Source organism: Phycobacter sedimenti (genome assembly GCF_038148855.1).
Taxonomy (GTDB): domain Bacteria; phylum Pseudomonadota; class Alphaproteobacteria; order Rhodobacterales; family Rhodobacteraceae; genus Phycobacter; species Phycobacter sedimenti.
Genome location: NZ_JBBVGR010000009.1, coordinates 194,057 through 211,723 on the forward strand (window position 1 = coordinate 194,057; position 17,667 = coordinate 211,723).

General features: G+C 62.8%; 12 protein-coding genes. 3 read left to right on the forward strand and 9 right to left on the reverse strand.

Annotated features, from left to right (window positions below; all coding sequences use genetic code 11):
- Positions 1-17 precede the first annotated feature (17 nt).
- Positions 18-302, reverse strand: a complete 285-nt coding sequence (gene yajC / locus AADA15_RS16705; RefSeq protein WP_341642696.1) for a preprotein translocase subunit YajC — start codon at positions 300-302, stop codon at positions 18-20.
- A gap of 226 nt (positions 303-528) precedes the next feature.
- On the opposite strand from yajC, the gene serS reads away from it, so the two are divergent.
- Positions 529-1,821, forward strand: coding sequence for a serine--tRNA ligase (serS, locus tag AADA15_RS16710; protein WP_341642697.1), 1,293 nt, complete (start codon positions 529-531; stop codon positions 1,819-1,821).
- Between the two features lie 97 nt (positions 1,822-1,918).
- On the opposite strand, the gene AADA15_RS16715 is transcribed toward serS, so the two are convergent.
- From AADA15_RS16715 to AADA15_RS16735, 5 genes are all read right to left on the reverse strand, one after another.
- A complete protein-coding gene (locus AADA15_RS16715; protein ID WP_341642698.1) occupies positions 1,919-2,536 on the reverse strand; it encodes a helix-hairpin-helix domain-containing protein in 618 nt (205 codons plus the stop codon).
- An 81-nt stretch (positions 2,537-2,617) separates the two neighbouring features.
- Positions 2,618-3,571 carry a fatty acid desaturase gene (locus AADA15_RS16720; RefSeq protein WP_341642699.1) on the reverse strand — a complete coding sequence of 318 codons (954 nt, stop codon included), beginning with the start codon at positions 3,569-3,571 and terminating at the stop codon, positions 2,618-2,620.
- Between the two features lie 234 nt (positions 3,572-3,805).
- Positions 3,806-5,272, reverse strand: a complete 1,467-nt coding sequence (gene der, locus AADA15_RS16725; protein ID WP_341642700.1) for a ribosome biogenesis GTPase Der — start codon at positions 5,270-5,272, stop codon at positions 3,806-3,808.
- A gap of 71 nt (positions 5,273-5,343) precedes the next feature.
- Positions 5,344-6,678, reverse strand: a complete 1,335-nt coding sequence (locus AADA15_RS16730) for a PQQ-like beta-propeller repeat protein (RefSeq protein WP_341642701.1) — start codon at positions 6,676-6,678, stop codon at positions 5,344-5,346.
- Positions 6,679-6,742: 64 nt separating this feature from the next.
- Entirely contained in the window at positions 6,743-7,414 is a 672-nt protein-coding gene (locus AADA15_RS16735) for a hypothetical protein (protein WP_341642702.1), read from the reverse strand.
- A gap of 268 nt (positions 7,415-7,682) precedes the next feature.
- On the opposite strand from AADA15_RS16735, the gene AADA15_RS16740 reads away from it, so the two are divergent.
- Both AADA15_RS16740 and AADA15_RS16745 read left to right on the forward strand, forming a co-directional pair.
- Entirely contained in the window at positions 7,683-8,936 is a 1,254-nt protein-coding gene (locus AADA15_RS16740) for an efflux RND transporter periplasmic adaptor subunit (RefSeq protein ID WP_341642703.1), read from the forward strand.
- On the forward strand, positions 8,933-12,733 hold the full coding sequence (locus AADA15_RS16745) for an efflux RND transporter permease subunit (RefSeq protein ID WP_341642704.1): 3,801 nt from the start codon (positions 8,933-8,935) through the stop codon (positions 12,731-12,733). Before AADA15_RS16740 ends, AADA15_RS16745 begins: the two co-directional genes overlap by 4 nt.
- Positions 12,734-12,795: 62 nt before the next feature.
- Here the strand turns inward: AADA15_RS16745 and AADA15_RS16750 are convergent, their stop codons facing one another.
- From AADA15_RS16750 to AADA15_RS16760, 3 genes are all read right to left on the reverse strand, one after another.
- Positions 12,796-13,872, reverse strand: a complete 1,077-nt coding sequence (locus tag AADA15_RS16750; protein WP_341642705.1) for an endonuclease/exonuclease/phosphatase family protein — start codon at positions 13,870-13,872, stop codon at positions 12,796-12,798.
- 23 nt (positions 13,873-13,895) lie between these two features.
- Positions 13,896-15,713 carry an ABCB family ABC transporter ATP-binding protein/permease gene (locus AADA15_RS16755; RefSeq protein WP_341642706.1) on the reverse strand — a complete coding sequence of 606 codons (1,818 nt, stop codon included), beginning with the start codon at positions 15,711-15,713 and terminating at the stop codon, positions 13,896-13,898.
- Positions 15,714-15,847: 134 nt separating this feature from the next.
- Positions 15,848-17,593, reverse strand: coding sequence for a LysM peptidoglycan-binding domain-containing protein (locus AADA15_RS16760; RefSeq protein ID WP_341642707.1), 1,746 nt, complete (start codon positions 17,591-17,593; stop codon positions 15,848-15,850).
- Positions 17,594-17,667: the final 74 nt, after the last annotated feature.

A 17,667-nucleotide genomic window follows, 5' to 3' on the forward strand; every position in this document is an offset into this window, starting at 1 on the left:
ATTTATGGTCGGGCGCCTTAGGCTGCCGGCTCGGTCTTGGACAGGACCTGCGCAATGGTGGAGCGCACAACACGCACCTTGACGCCTTCGGCCAGTTCAACCTCGACCTCGTTGTCATCCTTGATCTTGGAGACCTTGCCGATGAGCCCGCCTTGGGTCACAACCTGATCGCCGCGGCGCAGGTCTGAGACCATTTTCTGGTGTTCTTTCATCTTCTTCTGCTGCGGGCGGATCAGCAGGAAGTACATGATCGCAAAGATCAGAATAAGCGGGAGAAACTGGCCAATCGCATTTGCGTCCAAGGGGATATTCCTTCTGTCTGGGAGGGCCCGAGGCGGGCCGCTGATTTTGCAGGCGAACCTATGCGCTGGCATGGGCAGTTGCAAGGCAAAGGCGGTGCAATGATCAGCAGATTCCGCCGTGCAACACCTGTGTACAAACCCCGCTCTGCCCTCTTCCTCTTTGGGTGCGGGTCGGGCATAGGTTTGGCACTGATTCAAAACTGCCTCTCAGACAGGAGCCACCCTCATGCATGACATCCGCGCGATCCGCGAAAATCCTGCCGCTTTTGACGCCGCTCTGGCGCGGCGCGGGGATGCGGCTGTATCGTCTGAGGTGCTGGCCCTAGACGAGGCGCGCCGGGCCAAGATCCAGGCCGCCGAAGAAGCCCAAGCTGCTCAGAACAAGGCCGCCAAGGAGATCGGCGCGGCCAAGGCCAAGGGCGACAATGAAGAATTCGAGCGCCTGCGCAGCGAAGTTGCGGGCAAGAAGGCCGAAGTCGCCGCCCTTCAGGCCGAGGCCAAGGAATTGGACGCCAAGCTGACAGACATGCTGGCCCGCCTGCCCAACAGCCCGGCCGCGGATGTGCCCGATGGCGCGGATGAGAACGACAACGTCGAGGTGAACCGCTGGGGCACACCCGCAGATTTCGATTTCGCTCCCAAGGAGCATTTCGAAATCGCAGGCGTTGCCGCCGCGATGGACTTTGAAACCGCCGCCAAGATCTCGGGCGCGCGCTTTGTGCTCTTGAAAGGGGCCGTTGCCCGCATCCACCGGGCGTTGGCGCAGTTCATGATCGACACGCACGTGGACGAAAACGGCCTGACCGAGGTGAACTCGCCTGTTCTGGTGCGGGACGAGGCCATGTATGGCACGGATAAATTGCCCAAATTTGGTGAGGACAGCTATCAGACCACCAACGGCTGGTGGCTGGTGCCGACCTCCGAGGTGCCGCTGACCTACTCCGTCGCCGAAGAGATCCTGGACGCCAGCGCCCTGCCCATTCGCATGACCTCGCACACCCTGTGTTTCCGCTCAGAGGCCGGGTCTGCGGGCCGCGATACATCCGGCATGCTGCGTCAGCACCAGTTCGAAAAGGTCGAGATGGTCTCGATCACCCACCCGGACGAGTCGGATGACGAACAGAAACGCATGCTGGCCTGCGCCGAAGGGATCCTTGAGAAGCTGGGCGTTCCCTATCGCACCGTGGTGCTCTGCACCGGCGACATGGGCTTCGGCGCGCGCCGCACCTTTGACATCGAAGCCTGGCTGCCCGGACAGAATGCCTACCGCGAGATTTCGTCCGTCTCGACCACCGGCGATTTCCAGGCCCGCCGCATGAACGCCCGCTTCCGCCCCGAAGGCGGCGGCAAGCCGGAGTTCGTTCATACCCTTAACGGATCGGGACTTGCCGTGGGTCGCTGCCTGATCGCGGTTCTGGAAAATGGTCAGCAGGTGGATGGATCGGTCACGCTGCCCGAAGCCCTGGCGCCCTACCTTGGTGGCAAGCTGACACTGACCGCCGAAGGCACGCTGGCCTGATTTAAAGCCGCAACGTGGACAACGAAAAAACCGGCCCTCTTTGGGGGCCGGTTTTTCTTTTGGCCAAAGCCACCGCGGAGCTTCTGGGACAAAGCCCCTAGGCCTTTTTGGCCTTCTTCTTGGAGGACTTGGATTTGGCTGATTTGCCTTTTCCAGATTTGGACTTGGCGGGCTTTTCAGCCTCATCGCCAGTCTTTTGAGCCAGAATTGCGGCCGCCTTGGCCTTTTCCCGCTCAATTGCCTTGCGGGCCTTGGCCTTTACGCGTTTTGCCTTTTCCTTGGCCTTGGTCCGGGCCTCGGCCATTTCCAGCGCCAGCGCTTCGGCCTTTTTCGCAGCCTTGCGCGCCTTGATCTTCGCCTTGGCGGCCTTTTCCTCGGCTGCCAGACGCGCAGCTTCTGCGGCCGCCAACGCCGCATTCAGATCCGCCTCTGCACTAGGGCTGCGCGCGTCGTCAGCCTGATCCTGCGGCACATCCGGCCCAGCGGTTTGGCCAGCAGGCTCAGCAGGGCGTTTGCGGGCAGGCGCAGACCGGGCGCCCAGCAGATCGGTTGCCGCCTGATGAAGCCGCGCGGCACGCGCCTTTCCAATTCCGCTCACCTGCGCCAGATCTTCGGCGGTCAGCGCCGCGAGATCCTCAACCGACGCAACCCCTTGCGCCTGCAATGCCTTTTCAAGAGCCGGGCCGACGCCGGACAGTTCACGAATAGCTGTCATATCTATCTTTCATTGCTGATCTTTTCTGCCCAACACATCGCATCACGACAGTTTCAAGACTGGTACGATGCCACAGAATACCTAACCGGGAAAGGGAACCAGCCGTTTCTGATCTTCGTCCCACAGTTTCAGAGACAACGCACGGATGGCCTCGCCAAAGGAAATCCGGCGCGGGGCCACCTCGGGCGGCAGGTTGTAGTGACACTGGCGCAGGCGGTAACTCGGGATGCGCGCGTTGAAGTGGTGGATGTCATGCAGGGTGATATTGGCCACCGCGAAATCAAAGAACCACCCGAAATCCAGACAGGACGATCCCTGCAAGGCCGCCACCTGCGGGTTCAGATCCGGGCGGCGATCCCAATAGGTGTCCTCGAAGTTGTGCTGCAGATAGACAAGGAAAACCCCGATCATGCCGCCAATGAAAGAGAAGACCAACCAGACCAGCACCCCGGTCGCCCCGGCCACGTAGTAGAGCAGCGAAATCAGCGCGATGATCACGAGGTTGTGGACAAGCACACCGGCAATTCCGAACTGGCTGGTGTTCTTGGGCCAGCGATAGCGGATGAAATAGGTAAAGGCGGATCCGATGGGCACCAGGATCAGAGGATTGCGATAGAGGCGATATGTCAGACGCTCCCAGACGCCTGCTTCCTTCCATTCCCGCAGGGTCATGGTGTGGATTTCGCCGGTTTCGCGATGCTCCAGATTGCCGATATTGGCATGATGCAGGTTGTGGTTCTGCTTCATCACCTCGAAGGGTGCAAAGGTGAAGGGCGACAGCACATGGCCTGCTATCTCGTTCTGGCGACGGGTCTCGAACAAGGAGTGGTGGCCGGTGTCATGTTGCAGCACATATAGCCGCACCGCCGCGAAGGCAAAGACGATGCCTGCAGGCAGCAGGACATACCATTGCTCCACATGGGCGATCGCAAGGTACAACGACAGGAAGTAAACCGCGAAGGTGCCAAAATAACTCAAGGACGCCAGGCGGTTGTCCTTTTGGGTGTAATCACGCGTGTAAGCTCTCAGGTCCATGAGACCTCCCTTAATGACGCTCTGTGACGCCCCCGTGAAATCAGCGGGGCAATTGTTCTCAATAGATCCTGCGCAGGCATGGGCCGCCCCAGAACGGCAGGCAACATGAACGATTTTAACGGCTTGGCAACGAATTTCAATGCACCGCAACACGCAAAACGTGCATGACGCCTCAGGGCATCCCGAAACCGGGAAGCCTGATACGACATGCGATCACGGAGTCGGGGTGCAAACCTAGTCGCGGCGCCCCTGAATATGCTTGCGCAGCTTGGAGGGCGCGGCCTTCTTCTTGCCCTTGTAGGGGTTCTGGTCGCCCTGCCCGCGCATGTAAAGACGGATGGGCGTGCCCGGCATATCGAAATCCTCGCGCAACCCATTGACCAGATAGCGGGTGTAGCTGGCGGGGATCTTGTCGGGGTGCGAACACATGACGACAAACCCCGGCGGGCGGGTCTTTGCCTGGGTCATGTAGCGCAGCTTGATCCGCTTGCCCTGCGGCGCCGGCGGCGGGTGCTGCTCCAGCATGCCGATGAGCCAGCGATTTAGCGCGGCCGTGGGCACCCGGCGGTTCCAGACCTCATAGGCGCGCAGGATGGCATCGTGCAGCCGATCAAGCCCCTTGCCAGTCTTGGCGGACACCGTGACCAGCGGGGCGCCGCGCAGCTGCGGCAGAAGGCGTGCAAAAGCCTCTTTAAGGGCTTTCAGCTTTTCCTGCTTGTTGTCCTCGACGTCCCATTTGTTGACAGCAACGACAACGGCGCGCCCTTCGCGTTCGGCCAGATCCGCGATGCGCAGATCCTGCTGTTCAAAGGGGATCTCCGCATCCAGCAGCACGACCACCACCTCTGCGAATTTCACCGCCCGCAAACCATCAGACACGGACAGCTTTTCCAGCTTTTCCTGCACCTTGGCCTTTTTGCGCATGCCAGCGGTATCAAAGATCCGCATCGGCGTGCCTGCCCAGTCGATCCGCAGCGAAATTGCATCGCGGGTGATCCCGGCCTCGGGACCGGTCAGCAGCCGGTCCTCGCCAAGGATCTTGTTGATCAGGGTGGACTTGCCCGCATTCGGGCGGCCGACAACGGCCACCTGAAGAGGTTTTTCCGGGGTCGGAACAGGGGCGGCCCGCTCTGCCTCTTCCTCGCTCAGGTCCTCGTCCACGCTCACATCGGTAACGGGCGCGTGATCCTCAGCGGTCTGCTCGAACTTCTCGGCAATCGGCATCAGTTCGGCATAAAGATCGTTCATCCCCTCGCCGTGCTCACCGGACAGGCGGATGGGCTCGCCAAGACCCAGTCCATAGGCTTCCAGCACGCCCGCATCGGCGGCAGCCCCTTCTGCCTTGTTCGCCGCCAGGATCACATGCGCGGATTTGCGGCGCAGGATCTCGGCGAACATCTCGTCCACCGGGGTCACACCCGTGCGCGCGTCGATCATGAACAGGCAGATGTCGGCCATATCGACCGCACGTTCGGTCAGGCGGCGCATCCGTCCTTCGAGCGAATTGTCGGTGGCATCTTCCAGACCGGCGGTGTCGATCACCGTGAACCTGAGGTCCCCCAGACGCGCCTCGCCCTCGCGCAGGTCGCGCGTCACCCCCGGCTGGTCGTCGACCAGGGCCAGCTTCTTGCCCACGAGGCGGTTGAACAGGGTGGACTTGCCCACATTCGGGCGGCCCACGATAGCGAGGGTAAAGGACATCGTACCAACTTTTTGCGATTCAGACGCGCCCAATAGCGCATCTGGTGCCTTTGGGAAAGGGTTGTTCGCCTTTACCGGAAAGCGAGCAGATCCCCCTTGGAGGAAACCACATAAAGCGTTTTGCCTGCAACAACCGGCTCTGTCGTGGCCCCTCCGGGCACCTCGACCGTGCGCGCCAGGCTGCCGTCACGCGGATCGAACTGGCGAATCTGCCCGTCGTTGGAGGCAACGATCACCTGCCCTCCGGCAACGATCGGGCCGTAATGTGCAACCACCTCGCCCCGTTTGCCGGGCTTGTCCTTGAGATAGCCGGGCAGATCCACCGCCCATATAACGGCGCCGCTGGCCGCATCGAGACGCAGCAGCTGATTGCGGTCACTGATCTGGAACAGGCTGCCGCCGACAGGCCAGACGGGGCCAATTGCCCCTTCGTTCGCGGTCCAGATACGGTCACCGTTGTCGGTGTCGATGGCCACGGTGCGCCCGGAGTGGTTGCCGACAAAGGCGCGCTTGCCCACCACGACAGGCGAGCCCGTCACATCGCTGATCCGCGCCAGAGTGGTGCCGACCCGTTGACCGGCAACCGAGGCATTCCAGCGCCGCACGCCGCCCCGTTTGAAGCTGGCCACCAGATCACCGGAGCCGAATGCAAAGATCACATAGTCCCCCGCAACCACGGGTGCTGGCGCGCCCAGAACGTTCGAGGGGCTCGGGGCGCCTTCCACCTGCCAGGCGATCCGGCCATCAGAGGTATGCACGGCCCAGCCGGTGTCATCCCCGGCCACGAGATAGACCAGACCATCGCGCACGATGGGTTCGCCCGATCCGGTCGCCTCCAGTTCCTGACGCCAGATCTGCTTGCCGCTGGTCGCATCCAGAGCAGTCAGAAGCCCATAACCGGAGGAGATATACAGCACACCCTTGTCGTAGGCCATGCCGCCACCAGTCGCCTGACCGCCCCCCTCACGGGAGGGGATCAGGTCCGCTTGCCACAGAACCTGACCGGACGGGGAGACCGCCGACACCTGCGCGCCGCTGTCGAGCGTGTAGATCCGACCATCTGCCACCACGGGGCGCGCCGTAATCCGCTGGCGACGTCCATCGCCCTGCCCGATCGGGGTCGCCCAGGCCAGCTGTGGGGCAGCACTCAGGGCAGGATGCGCGGTGCGCTGCGCCTGCAGGCCGTGGGTCTGCGCCCATGACGCATTCACGGTCTGATTTGGCAGAGAGATCGGCTTTGACTGATTTACAATCTCCGTCTTGGCATCGGCGCGGATATCCTCACGCTGACCTTGCAGGATGATCTCGGGTTCGGTGCAGGCTGTCAGAACAGTTGCAAGGGCCGTGCCACAGATCAGCGCCCGCCAGCGCATCTTGGCACCAAAAAAGAAATTAGCTGACGTCATAGTCCTGCCCCGCATGTCCTGTTAAGACCGCGCAGCTTTCGCACGGTCGGCCTTCTCTTTCGGCTCACCCGTCAGACGCTTCGGTCCCATCCGGATTTCCACCAAGAGCGACAATCACTTGAGTTGCCCTGTCTTTCAAGTCCCGACTGACCGTGGCATCGGCAACAATCGCCTGCAGGCGCCGGATGGCCGCCTCCGGATCACCCTCTTCCACCTCCAGCAGGGCAAGCTGCTCGGAGGCCAGAAGCGCGAGCGGAGCGCCGGGTTGTGCAAGCGCTTCATACTGGATCCTGCGATCGGACACCCCAAGTGTATCCGCTTGCAGGGCCAAGGCCTTGAAGCTGGCAATGTGACGGTAGATCAGCTCCAGATCACCGGTCGCGGCGACCTCGGACAGCAAGGCAACGGCCCCCTCCGCGTCACCCGCTTCGGCCAGGGCTCCGGCCTGCATCATCTTGGCAATCGCCGCGCCCGTCTCGGTGTTGGCAGAAACCGAGGCCAATGCGGCGGCGCGCTCTTCGGGCGCATCCGCAGCAAGCGCCGCAACAATGGCATCACCAAGGTCCTGCGCCGCCGCCTGTTGCTGGCCCATCTTGTATTCCCGCCAGGCCGCTCCGCCGACGATCAGCACCACGGCCAGACCACCAACCCAGCCATATCTCTTGAGCATCAGGAACAAGCGGTCGCGGCGGACCTCTTCTGTCACCTCGTCGATAAAACTGTCGGTATCGCTCATGAAAATGTCCCTGGTCAGCCCGGTCTTGGCCGGCATGTTGTGCTTTGCTGCTTCTCATATCGTGCCTTTGGGGCCAAGCCAAGAGCCGCCATGGCGTTCATTCCTGCCGCAACTCGGAACGAAAGCGAAAAATATGAAATGAACCGCTTTGTTTAGTATGGACAATGACTACATGATATTTATGTCTTTGCCCGGGTGTCTGGCGGAACCCTCTTGAAAAGCCCGATCTTTGGTCGGAATACGCTCATTTCCTTGAGAAAGGCCCGAAATGCGTTTGATACCCCTATTGACTGCAATCGCGGTGACTGTCGGACTATATTTTCTCGTCTTTGAACGGGACGATCTTTTTGCATTTGCCCGCGGCGGAACCGCCAGTGACGCCGCCGCGCCTCCCCCTGCTGAACCCGCAGCGGACACACAAGGCGCCGCCCCCGAGGCACCGGTCAAGAACCGCATTGGTGTCGTGGCCCTGCGCAGTCAGGCACGCCCGCTTGACAGCGCCGTGATCCTGCGCGGACAGACACAGGCCGCGCGCCAGGTCGAGGTGCGCGCAGAAACCACCTCGACTGTCATCTCCGAACCTTTGCGCAAAGGGGCTCAGGTCAAGACAGGTGATCTTCTGTGTGAGCTGGACCCCGGAACGCGCCATGCCGCCCATCAGGAGGCCAAGGCCCGCCTGACCGAGGCGAAAGCCCGTGCGCCGGAGGCCGAAGCCCGCCTTGAAGAAGCGCAGGCACGCCTGCATGAAGCCCAGATCAACCTGGTGGCCGCGCAGAAGCTTTCCGAAGGGGGCTATGCCTCCGAAACCCGCCTGGCGGCCGCAGAGGCGACAGAACGGTCTGCGGTGGCCGGAGTTGAAACGGCTAAGAGCGGCCTGGAAACCGCCCGCGCCGGGATCGAATCCGCCCAGGCCGCCGTTGCCGCCGCCGCCAAGGAGATCTCGCGCCTGACCATCACCGCGCCCTTTGACGGCCTTCTGGAAAGCGACACGGCCGAAGTCGGCAGCCTGATGCAGCCCGGCAGCCTCTGCGCCACGGTGATTCAGCTCGACACGATCAAACTGGTCGGCTTTGTTCCGGAAACCGAGGTCAACCGGGTCGAGCTTGGCGCCCTTGCCGGTGCCGAACTGGCCAACGGCATGCGCGTTCAGGGCCAGGTGACCTTTGTCAGCCGCTCGGCCGATCCCACCACCCGCACATTCGAGGTGGAGATCGTCGTCGATAACAGCGACCTCAGGATCCGGGACGGTCAGACGGCGGACATTGCCATCTCGGCCGAAGGCACCAGGGCCCACAAGCTGCCGCAATCCGCGCTGACGCTCAACAACGAGGGCCGCCTTGGCGTGCGCATCGTGCGCGACGACCAGACTGCAGGATTCGCGCTGATCGAGCTGCTGCGTGACACCGCCGACGGGGTCTGGGTTGCGGGCCTGCCGGACGAGGCCGATGTGATCGTCGTCGGACAGGACTTCGTGACCGAAGGCGTCGCCGTTGATCCCAGCTACCGGGAGCCCGGCCAATGATCGGAATCGTCTCATGGGCCGCAGACCGCGCCCGCATGGTCCTGGCGTTCATCCTAATCTCGCTCCTTGTGGGCGGGTTTGCCTATGTCAGCCTTCCCAAGGAGGGCGAGCCTGACATCGACATCCCGATGCTGCATGTCTCGGTGCAGTTTCCCGGCATCTCTGCTGAAGACAGCGAGAGCCTGCTGATCAAGCCGATGGAATCCGAGCTGGTCGACCTTGACGGGCTGAAGGAGATGACTTCGACGGCGGCAGAGAACTATGCCGGGGTCCTGCTGGAATTCGACTTTGGCTGGGACAAGAGCGCAACCATCGCCGATGTGCGCGATGCCATGAACTCGGCCCAGGCGGATTTTCCCGATGGCGCCGAACAATACGCAATCACCGAGATCAACTTCTCCGAGTTTCCCATTGTCATCGTGAACCTCTCTGGCGATGTGCCAGAGCGTACGATGGCGCGGGTGGCAAAGCAGCTGCAGGACGACATCGAAGCCCTGGATGCGGTGCTTGAGGCGCCCATTGCAGGCAACCGCGATGAAATGGTCGAGGTGGTGATCGACCCCTTGCGCCTTGAATCCTACAACGTGACCGCGCTTGAACTGATCACCGTGGTTCAGAACAACAACCAGCTGATCGCGGCGGGCGAGGTTGAGACCTCGCAAGGGACCTTCTCGATCAAGATCCCGTCATCCTTTGACGACGTGCGCGACATCTACGCCCTGCCGATCAAGACCAATGGCGACCGGGTGGTGAAACTGGGCGAGCTGGCGCAGATCAACTACACCTTCGAAGACCGCAAGGGCACCGCGCGCTTTGAGGGAGAGGACACGGTCGCCCTGCAGGTGGTGAAGCGCAAGGGCTACAACCTGATCGACACCGTGGATCAGGTGAAAGAGACCCTGGCCAAGGCGCAGGAGAAATGGCCACCAGAGCTGCGCGCGGCCATCTCGGTCGGCACCTCCAACGACCAGAGCCGCGTGGTGGGATCCATGGTCAGCCAGCTGGAAGGGTCAGTCCTGACAGCGATTGCGCTGGTGATGATCGTGGTGCTGTCCTCGCTGGGCAGCCGTGCGGCGCTGCTGGTGGGGTTTGCGATCCCGACCTCCTTCCTTCTGTGTTTCGCCCTTCTGGCACTGATGGGGATTTCCGTCTCCAACATCGTCATGTTCGGTCTGATCCTGGCCGTCGGCATGCTGGTGGATGGCGCCATCGTGGTGGTCGAATATGCCGACAAGCGCATCAAGGAGGGCACTGGCCCGATGCACGCCTATGTGGAGGCGGCGCAGCGGATGTTCTGGCCGGTGGTGTCTTCGACCGCGACGACGCTCTGCGCCTTTCTGCCAATGCTGTTCTGGCCCGGCGTTCCGGGTGAGTTCATGGGCATGCTGCCGGTGACCTTGATCTTCGTCCTGTCCGCCTCGCTGGTGGTGGCGCTGGTCTACCTGCCCGTCATGGGCGGGGTTTCGGGGCGCATCAGCCGCGTCTTCGAGGGCACTTCGAGCGGGCTGCGCGCGGTTCTGCCCTGGTGGCCGGTCCGCGCCCTGCTGGTGCCCCCTGCGATCTGGGGCATGTTCGGCGGCGCGATGCAGATGCTGAACCCGGCCTACCTGCTGCCGGAACAGGCGGCCGCTGCCATGCCAGCCGCCCTGCCCGCCATCCTTGGCGCTCTGGTGTTTACACTCTCGGCCTTTTCAGCCTCCATCACGCTGGGCGCGGCGCGGATCGAGCGCAAGCCGAAATCCGTTTCTGCAGGCTACCGCCATACCCCCTTCGGCTATGTCATCAAGTTCATCGCGGGCAACCCGATCATGCCGCTGGTGACGGTTGTTGCCGTCGTGATCGGCATCTCCAGCGTGTTCAAGATGTATGGCGAGAACAACCTCGGCGTCGAATTCTTCGTGGACTCCGAGCCCGAACAGGCAACCGCATTCGTGCGGGCGCGGGGCAATATCGCGCTCGAAGAAAAGGACGAAATGGTCCGCCAGGCCGAAGAGGTCATCCAGGCGCACCCGGCGGTGATCAATGTCTTCTCCTTCGCGGGCGAAGGCGGGCTGGACACCGGTGGCCCCGGCGGCGGGCAGTCGCCGCAGGATACCATCGGTCAGGTCCAGTTCGAGATCATCCCCTGGGAAGACCGCCCCAAACAGACCGAAACCTGGTTCTTCGGCCTCTTGACGCGGGAGGTCACCGCCACCGCCTTTGACGGCAACACGGTGCTGGATGAACTGAATGCCGAGCTGGTGAAGCTTCCGGGCTTCATCACGGAACTCAATGCGCTGGAGCAGGGTCCCGGCTCGGGCAAGCCCATCCACCTGCGCATCAAGGGCGACGGCTGGGAAGATCTGACAGCCGCCACCGAAACCGCGCGGGCGCATTTCGACGCCATGCCCGGCCTCACTCTGGTGGAGGACACCCTGCCGCTGCCCGGCATCGACTGGCAGATCGACGTGGATGTGGAAAAGGCGGGCCGCTACGGCGCCGATGTGGCCATCGTGGGCGCCATGGTACAGCTGGTGACCCGCGGCATTCTGCTGGACACCATGCGGGTGGATAGTTCCGACGAGGAGATCGAGATCCGCGTGCGGCTGCCGGACGAAGACCGGGTTCTGTCGACGCTGGATACCCTGAAGGTGCGCACCGAAGACGGCCTTGTGCCGCTCAGTAACTTCATCACCCGCAAGCCGGTGCCCAAGCTGGCCAAGATCAGCCGCGTGCAGCAACAGCGGTATTATGATGTGAAGGCAGATTTTGAACCGGGCCTGAGCAAGATCGTGGCAGCAGATCCCGATAGCGGAGAAGACCGGATCCTCGCGCTGGTCAAATCCGCGCCGGATGGGACACAGGGTGAATACACGGGTCCGAATGGTCAGCAGTTCATCCTGTTCGCGCTTGATCAGGCTGAAACGTCGAGCGCCGTGGAAACTGCTTTGGAAAATGGCGCGCGGATTGCTCCGGTAAACGCCAACGAACGGCTTGCCGAGATCACCAAGTGGCTGAACGAAAGCGATCCCTTCCCCAGTTCCATCACCTGGGAATGGACCGGCGATCAGGAGGAGCAGGAGGAAAGCGGCGCCTTCCTGTCCAAGGCCTTTGCCGGGGCGCTTGGGCTGATGTTCGTGATCCTCTTGGCGCAGTTCAACAGCTTCTACAATTCGGCGCTGGTGCTGCTGGCGGTGGTTCTCTCCACCACGGGGGTGCTGATCGGCATGATGGTGATGCAGCAGCCGTTCTCGATCATCATGACCGGCACCGGCATCGTCGCGCTGGCGGGGATCGTTGTGAACAACAACATCGTTCTGATCGATACCTATCAGGAATATAGCCAGCACATGCCCCGGATCGAGGCGATCATCCGCACCGCCGAGGCGCGCATCCGCCCGGTGCTGCTGACCACGGTGACCACAATGGCGGGCCTTGCCCCGATGATGTTCGGCATCAGCCTCGACTTCATCAACGGCGGCTATTCCATCGACAGCCCCACCGCACTCTGGTGGAAACAGCTGGCCACCGCCGTGGTCTTCGGCCTTGGCATCGCGACCGTTCTGACACTGGTGGTGACGCCCTCGCTGCTGTCGATCCGGGTCTGGCTCTCGACCTACGTGTCCTGGATGGGCCGCCTTCTGGCGCGCCTGACCGGCGGGCGCTCCAGCCGGATCGCCCAGGACATGCGCCTTGCGAAAAAGGCCCGCAAGCTGCCCACGACCGAGCTCCTTTGGGATGAACTGACCGGATCGGAGGCAGAAGCCAAATGGAATGCCAAACCGGACGGGACGACGCCCCTTCGCGCGGCCGAGTAGTCAGCCACAGCCAGCAGACACGACAGGCCCCGCCCCAAAGCGGGGCCTTTCTTTTGAGCGGCTCACGGCAGCGCGGTTTGATCGGCGTCGACCTGTGCGATCTTTTCCTCCGCGCGCTCCACCTCGCGGGGGTTGGCTTCGGGTTCGGGATGCAGGCCGCGCGCCCGCGGCGTATGCTGCAGCACCGCCTCGATCGGGAAATGGTCCGAGCCGATGTGCCCCAGCCGCCGGATACCCACCAGCGTGAAATCGCCCGAACAGAACACATGATCGAGCGGCCAACGCAGCAAGGGGTAACCCGCATGAAAGGTGCTGAACAACCCGCGCCCGATACGCGGATCCAGCAGCCCGCTCATCTTCTGGAACAGCCGTGTCGAGGCCGACCAGGCCACATCGTTGAGATCGCCCATGACCACGACCGGCCCGGCGCGTGCATCCAGCTCCCGTGCGACCAGCAGCAGCTCTCCGTCGCGCTCGGCAGAGGTGGGATTTTCCGTCGGGCTGGGCGGCGCCGGATGCAGGCAATGAAGCCGCACCCCTGTGCCCGAAGGCAACACGACATCCGCGTGGATCGACGGCACGCCCTCTTCGACGAGATAGGCGATGCGCGCATCCACCAGCTCGAGGCGGGAATAAAGGTGCATGCCATATAGATTGCCGAGTGGCTTTTTGACCGCGAAAGGATAGTCCTTTTCGATTGGTTTCAGCTGATCCTCCCACCAGTCATCGGTCTCTAGCGTCAGCACAAGGTCGGGCGCGCGCGCACGGATCAGATCAACAAGCGCTCCGGCATTGCGGTTCGTCATCAGAACATTGGCCACCAGCACATGCAGCTGATCCTGGGGCCGCGACTGGCGCGCGGTCTGGATCTGGTGGGGAAACAGAACCGTGTAGGGCAGGATGCGCGACAGTTGAAACACCGTGCAGCCCAGCAGAACACCCGGAAGCACAAGCCCCCAGCCCGAAGGCCAGCCGAACATCCAAAGAGCAAGCGCCAGGGCGCACCCTGTGATCGCAGCGATCTGCACGGCAGGAAACTCAAAGGCGCGCACCCACCAGCCCTCGTGCCGCCAGAGCGGCAGCAGCGTCAGCAGGGGCACCGCACAAAGACCAATGTAGAGGCTCCAGGTCAGATCCATATCATGCCCTTTGGCGCCGCACGTCAGGCCGCATCCTGGTCCGACTGCTGGCGGTGCCACAGATGTGCATAGCGTCCCTGTCGCTGGAGCAGCTCTTCGTGGGTGCCTGCCTCGGCGATTTCGCCCTGTTCCAGCACCACGATCTGATCCGCTTCGGCCACTGTTGACAGGCGATGCGCGATGGTGATCACCGTGCGCCCCTGCCCGGCCCGCGCCAGGGCCTCCTTGATTTCGCGCTCGGTGTCGGTGTCCAGCGCCGATGTTGCCTCGTCCAACAGGAGGATCGGCGGATCTTTCAGCAACGTGCGGGCAATCCCGACCCGCTGCTTTTCCCCGCCCGAGAGTTTCAGCCCCCGTTCCCCGACGGACGTGTCATAGCCCTGGGGCAGACTGACAATGAAATCATGGATCTGTGCCGCCCGCGCGGCCTCTTCGATCTCGGCCTCAGTGGCGCCATCGCGCCCGTAGGCGATGTTGTAGCGGATGGTGTCGTTGAACAGCACGGTGTCCTGCGGCACCACGCCGATGGCGGCATGAAGGCTTTCCTGCGTCACCTCGCGGACATCCTGACCATCGATGGTCAGCGCGCCGCCCGTGACATCATAGAACCGGAACAACAGCCGCCCGATGGTGGATTTTCCCGACCCGGTGGAGCCGACGATGGCAACGGTCTGTCCCGGTCTGGCCTCCATGGTGATCCCTTTCAGGATCTCGCGCTCTGCCTCATAGCCGAACCGCAGGTCCGTCAGCCGGATCTGACCGGCGGTCACCTTCAGCTCTTTGGCGCCGGGGCGATCGGTCACATCGGGGGGCTGCTCCAGCAGATCGAACATCTCTCCCATATCCACCAGGCTTTGACGGATCTCGCGGTAGACAGAGCCGAGAAAGTTCAGCGGCACGGTGATCTGCACCATATAGGCGTTGACCATGACGAAATCGCCGACCGTCAGGCTCCCCTGCTGCACGCCGATGGCCGCCATCACCATCACCGCGATCAAACCTCCGGTGATGATCAGGCTTTGGCCAAAGTTCAGAAAGGCCAGCGAATAGGCGGTCTTGAGCGCCGCGTTGGCATAGGCACGCATGGCACCGTCATAGCGGGCCGCCTCGCGCTCTTCGGCGCCGAAGTATTTCACCGTTTCAAAGTTCAGAAGGCTGTCGATCGCCTTTTGATTGGCATCCGTGTCCTGGGTGTTCATCTCGCGCCGCAGCTTCACCCGCCATTCGGTCACGGCAAGTGTAAACCAGACATAGAGCGCAATCGTGACGCCCACGGCCAGCAGGTAGCGCGCATCGAACAGCACCGTCAGGACAATGGCGACCAGGGCCAGCTCCAGCACCAAGGGCCCGATGGAAAACAACAGGAAACGCAGGAGGAACTCGACGCCCTTGACCCCGCGCTCGATGATCCGCGATAGGCCGCCCGTTTTGCGGGTGATGTGATAGCGCATCGACAGACGATGGATATGGCGGAAGGTTTCAAGCGCCAGACGCCGCAGGGCGCGCTGGGTGACGGGCGCAAAGATCGCATCGCGGAGTTGCTGGAACCCGGTCGTCAGCACCCGCGCCATGCCGTAGGCGACCGTCAGACCAACGGCGCCCAGCGCAAGCGGCGGCACACCTTCGCCCGCCAGCGCATCCACCGCGCCTTTGTAAAGGACGGGGGTATAGACCGCGATCACCTTTGCCAGGATCAAAACGGCCATGGCCAGGACAACGCGGATCTTGACCGAATTCTGCCCCTGCGGCCAGAGATACGGGAGCACCTTGCGCAGAACCCGCAGGCTGGAGCGGCGTTCTTCGGCGGAAATGCTGCCGATTGTGGTTGGGTTTCGTCTCATGTGGCTCCTGACCGCAATCCTTCACTGGCACTACCGGCAACAGATACCGCCGCAGGCCCGCAAAGGCGAGGCGTGAAACGAAAAAACCGCGCCCCCGGCAACGGGGACGCGGCGCATTCGTCATTCCGGGGAGATCATTCCGGCAGGTTGAACACCTGGCCGGGATAGATCAGATCCGGATCGCGGATCGCATCCTGGTTGGCCTCAAACACCCGCACATAGAGGAACCCGCTGCCGTAGCGTTCCTGGGAAATGGCCCAGAGGGTATCGCCCTTCTGCACCGTCACGGCCCGCACCAGCGGCACCGGCTGACTGGGCGCAACGCCAGGTTCCTGCACAGGAGGCTGCAGAACCTCGGGCGCTTCGCGTTTGAAAGGGGTTTCGAGGCGGCTGAGAACCGCGCCTGACGCGGGATCCACCTCATCCAGGCGCAGGGTATAGATCCCCGGCTCCACCTCGCCCAGCGCGCCGCCCCAGCGGCCATCCTCTGCCACGGGCAGTTCGGCCTTGATCTGATTGTTCACATAGGCGCGCACCACGGCCTCAGGGCGACCGCGCCCGGCCAGCAGCACAGCGCCACTGTCGGAATAGCTGATCGTGTCGAGCGCGACCTTGCCATTCAGGACCGGCGCGGCAGGTTGAACCAGTTCCACACCATCCGCCCCGGCGCGCAGAACCGCAACAGCCGTGGTTTCGGGCCGCGGAGCGGGTGCGGTTTCGGCGCTGGCAGGGGTTTCGCTTGCGACCGGCTGGCTTTGAGGCACAGTGGTCTCCTGCGGTCCGGGGGTCGACGCATCCGCTTCAGCGGTCAGGACCGGAAGCTCTTTGGAGCCCCCTTCATCCGGTTGATCCGGCGCGCCAACCTGCGCCGTCACCGGCGGCGCCGGGGTCTGGGCCTCGGCGGTATCCGCGTTGGATTCGGGCGCATCAGCCTCCGGCAAAGCCGTCTCTTTGACGGTCTTCACCTCTTTCGCAACGACCTCGGATGTTTCTTCCGTGGATGTCTGTGCCAGTTGCTGGGCCGCCGGGGCTTCGGGCTGCGGCACGCCGGCATCTGCAACCTGCGGCGCGGGCATCGGAGCAGCAGGCGCGATGATGAACTGGTCGACCGAGGCCGCTTCATGTCCGTCTGCACGCGCCAGCAATGAGATTACCCTTGGGCTGTCACTGGGGATGATGCTGGAAAAGACCGCGAACTCCCCTCCGCCCTGAACTACGGTTTGCTCCAGAACGACGCCGTCGATCAGAACCTGTACCAGCGCTCCGTCCTGAGCGCGCCCGGCAATCACGACCGCGCCTTCCGGATCGACACGTACGAGGTCCAGTTGCGGGGCGGCAAGGGCAGCGGTTCCTTCCCCGCTCAGCGCGCTTTCGGCGTTGCCTTCCGCTCCGGAGGCAACCGGCGCAGGTGCGGCCGGGACACCGGCCACAGCCGTGTCCTGATGACCCACAGAACGCTCTGGCGCCGCCGCGGGGTCCGCCTGAGCCTCGGGCGGCGCAGGTTCTGCGTCTTCTCCGGTTTCTACGGCGTTTTCGACGACAGCGGCATCCGGTTGTCCGGGGCCAAGATCAGCCTCGGCACCCTGCGGCGCCGACCCGGTGTCTGGCGTGGCGTTCTCCACCGCGTCGCTTTCGGCAACGGCGCCAGGGGCTGCCTCCTGCCCGACCTGGGTGCTTGACACGATCACCGGGTTTTCGGCCGAAGGAGAGATGACCGCATCGGTATTGGTCCCTTCGCGCAATGCACGATCTGCAGACGGATCCTTCTGATCCCCGCCTGCAAACTGCATCAGGACAACACCGCCCAGGATTACCGCAACGGCGGCTATGCCCCCCATTGCCAGAGAGCCGATACCTCCACTTCCAGATGTCTGCGCCATTTGGGTCCTTCCCTAGTGCGAGATGTTTCCTCTCGCTTGGTTGAGCCAGCCTGCCAATGGGGGTATCTGGGGTC

Bases quoted from the DNA above. Each gene is read 5' to 3' on its own strand.
- serS (WP_341642697.1), top strand. From the start codon at position 529: ATGCATGACATCCGCGCGATCCGCGAAAATCCTGCCGCTTTTGACGCC.
- AADA15_RS16715 (WP_341642698.1), bottom strand. From the start codon at position 2,536: ATGACAGCTATTCGTGAACTGTCCGGCGTCGGCCCGGCTCTTGAAAAG.
- AADA15_RS16720 (WP_341642699.1), bottom strand. From the start codon at position 3,571: ATGGACCTGAGAGCTTACACGCGTGATTACACCCAAAAGGACAACCGC.
- der (WP_341642700.1), bottom strand. From the start codon at position 5,272: ATGTCCTTTACCCTCGCTATCGTGGGCCGCCCGAATGTGGGCAAGTCC.
- AADA15_RS16730 (WP_341642701.1), bottom strand. From the start codon at position 6,678: ATGACGTCAGCTAATTTCTTTTTTGGTGCCAAGATGCGCTGGCGGGCG.
- AADA15_RS16735 (WP_341642702.1), bottom strand. From the start codon at position 7,414: ATGAGCGATACCGACAGTTTTATCGACGAGGTGACAGAAGAGGTCCGC.
- AADA15_RS16740 (WP_341642703.1), top strand. From the start codon at position 7,683: ATGCGTTTGATACCCCTATTGACTGCAATCGCGGTGACTGTCGGACTA.
- AADA15_RS16745 (WP_341642704.1), top strand. From the start codon at position 8,933: ATGATCGGAATCGTCTCATGGGCCGCAGACCGCGCCCGCATGGTCCTG.
- AADA15_RS16750 (WP_341642705.1), bottom strand. From the start codon at position 13,872: ATGGATCTGACCTGGAGCCTCTACATTGGTCTTTGTGCGGTGCCCCTG.
- AADA15_RS16755 (WP_341642706.1), bottom strand. From the start codon at position 15,713: ATGAGACGAAACCCAACCACAATCGGCAGCATTTCCGCCGAAGAACGC.
- AADA15_RS16760 (WP_341642707.1), bottom strand. From the start codon at position 17,593: ATGGCGCAGACATCTGGAAGTGGAGGTATCGGCTCTCTGGCAATGGGG.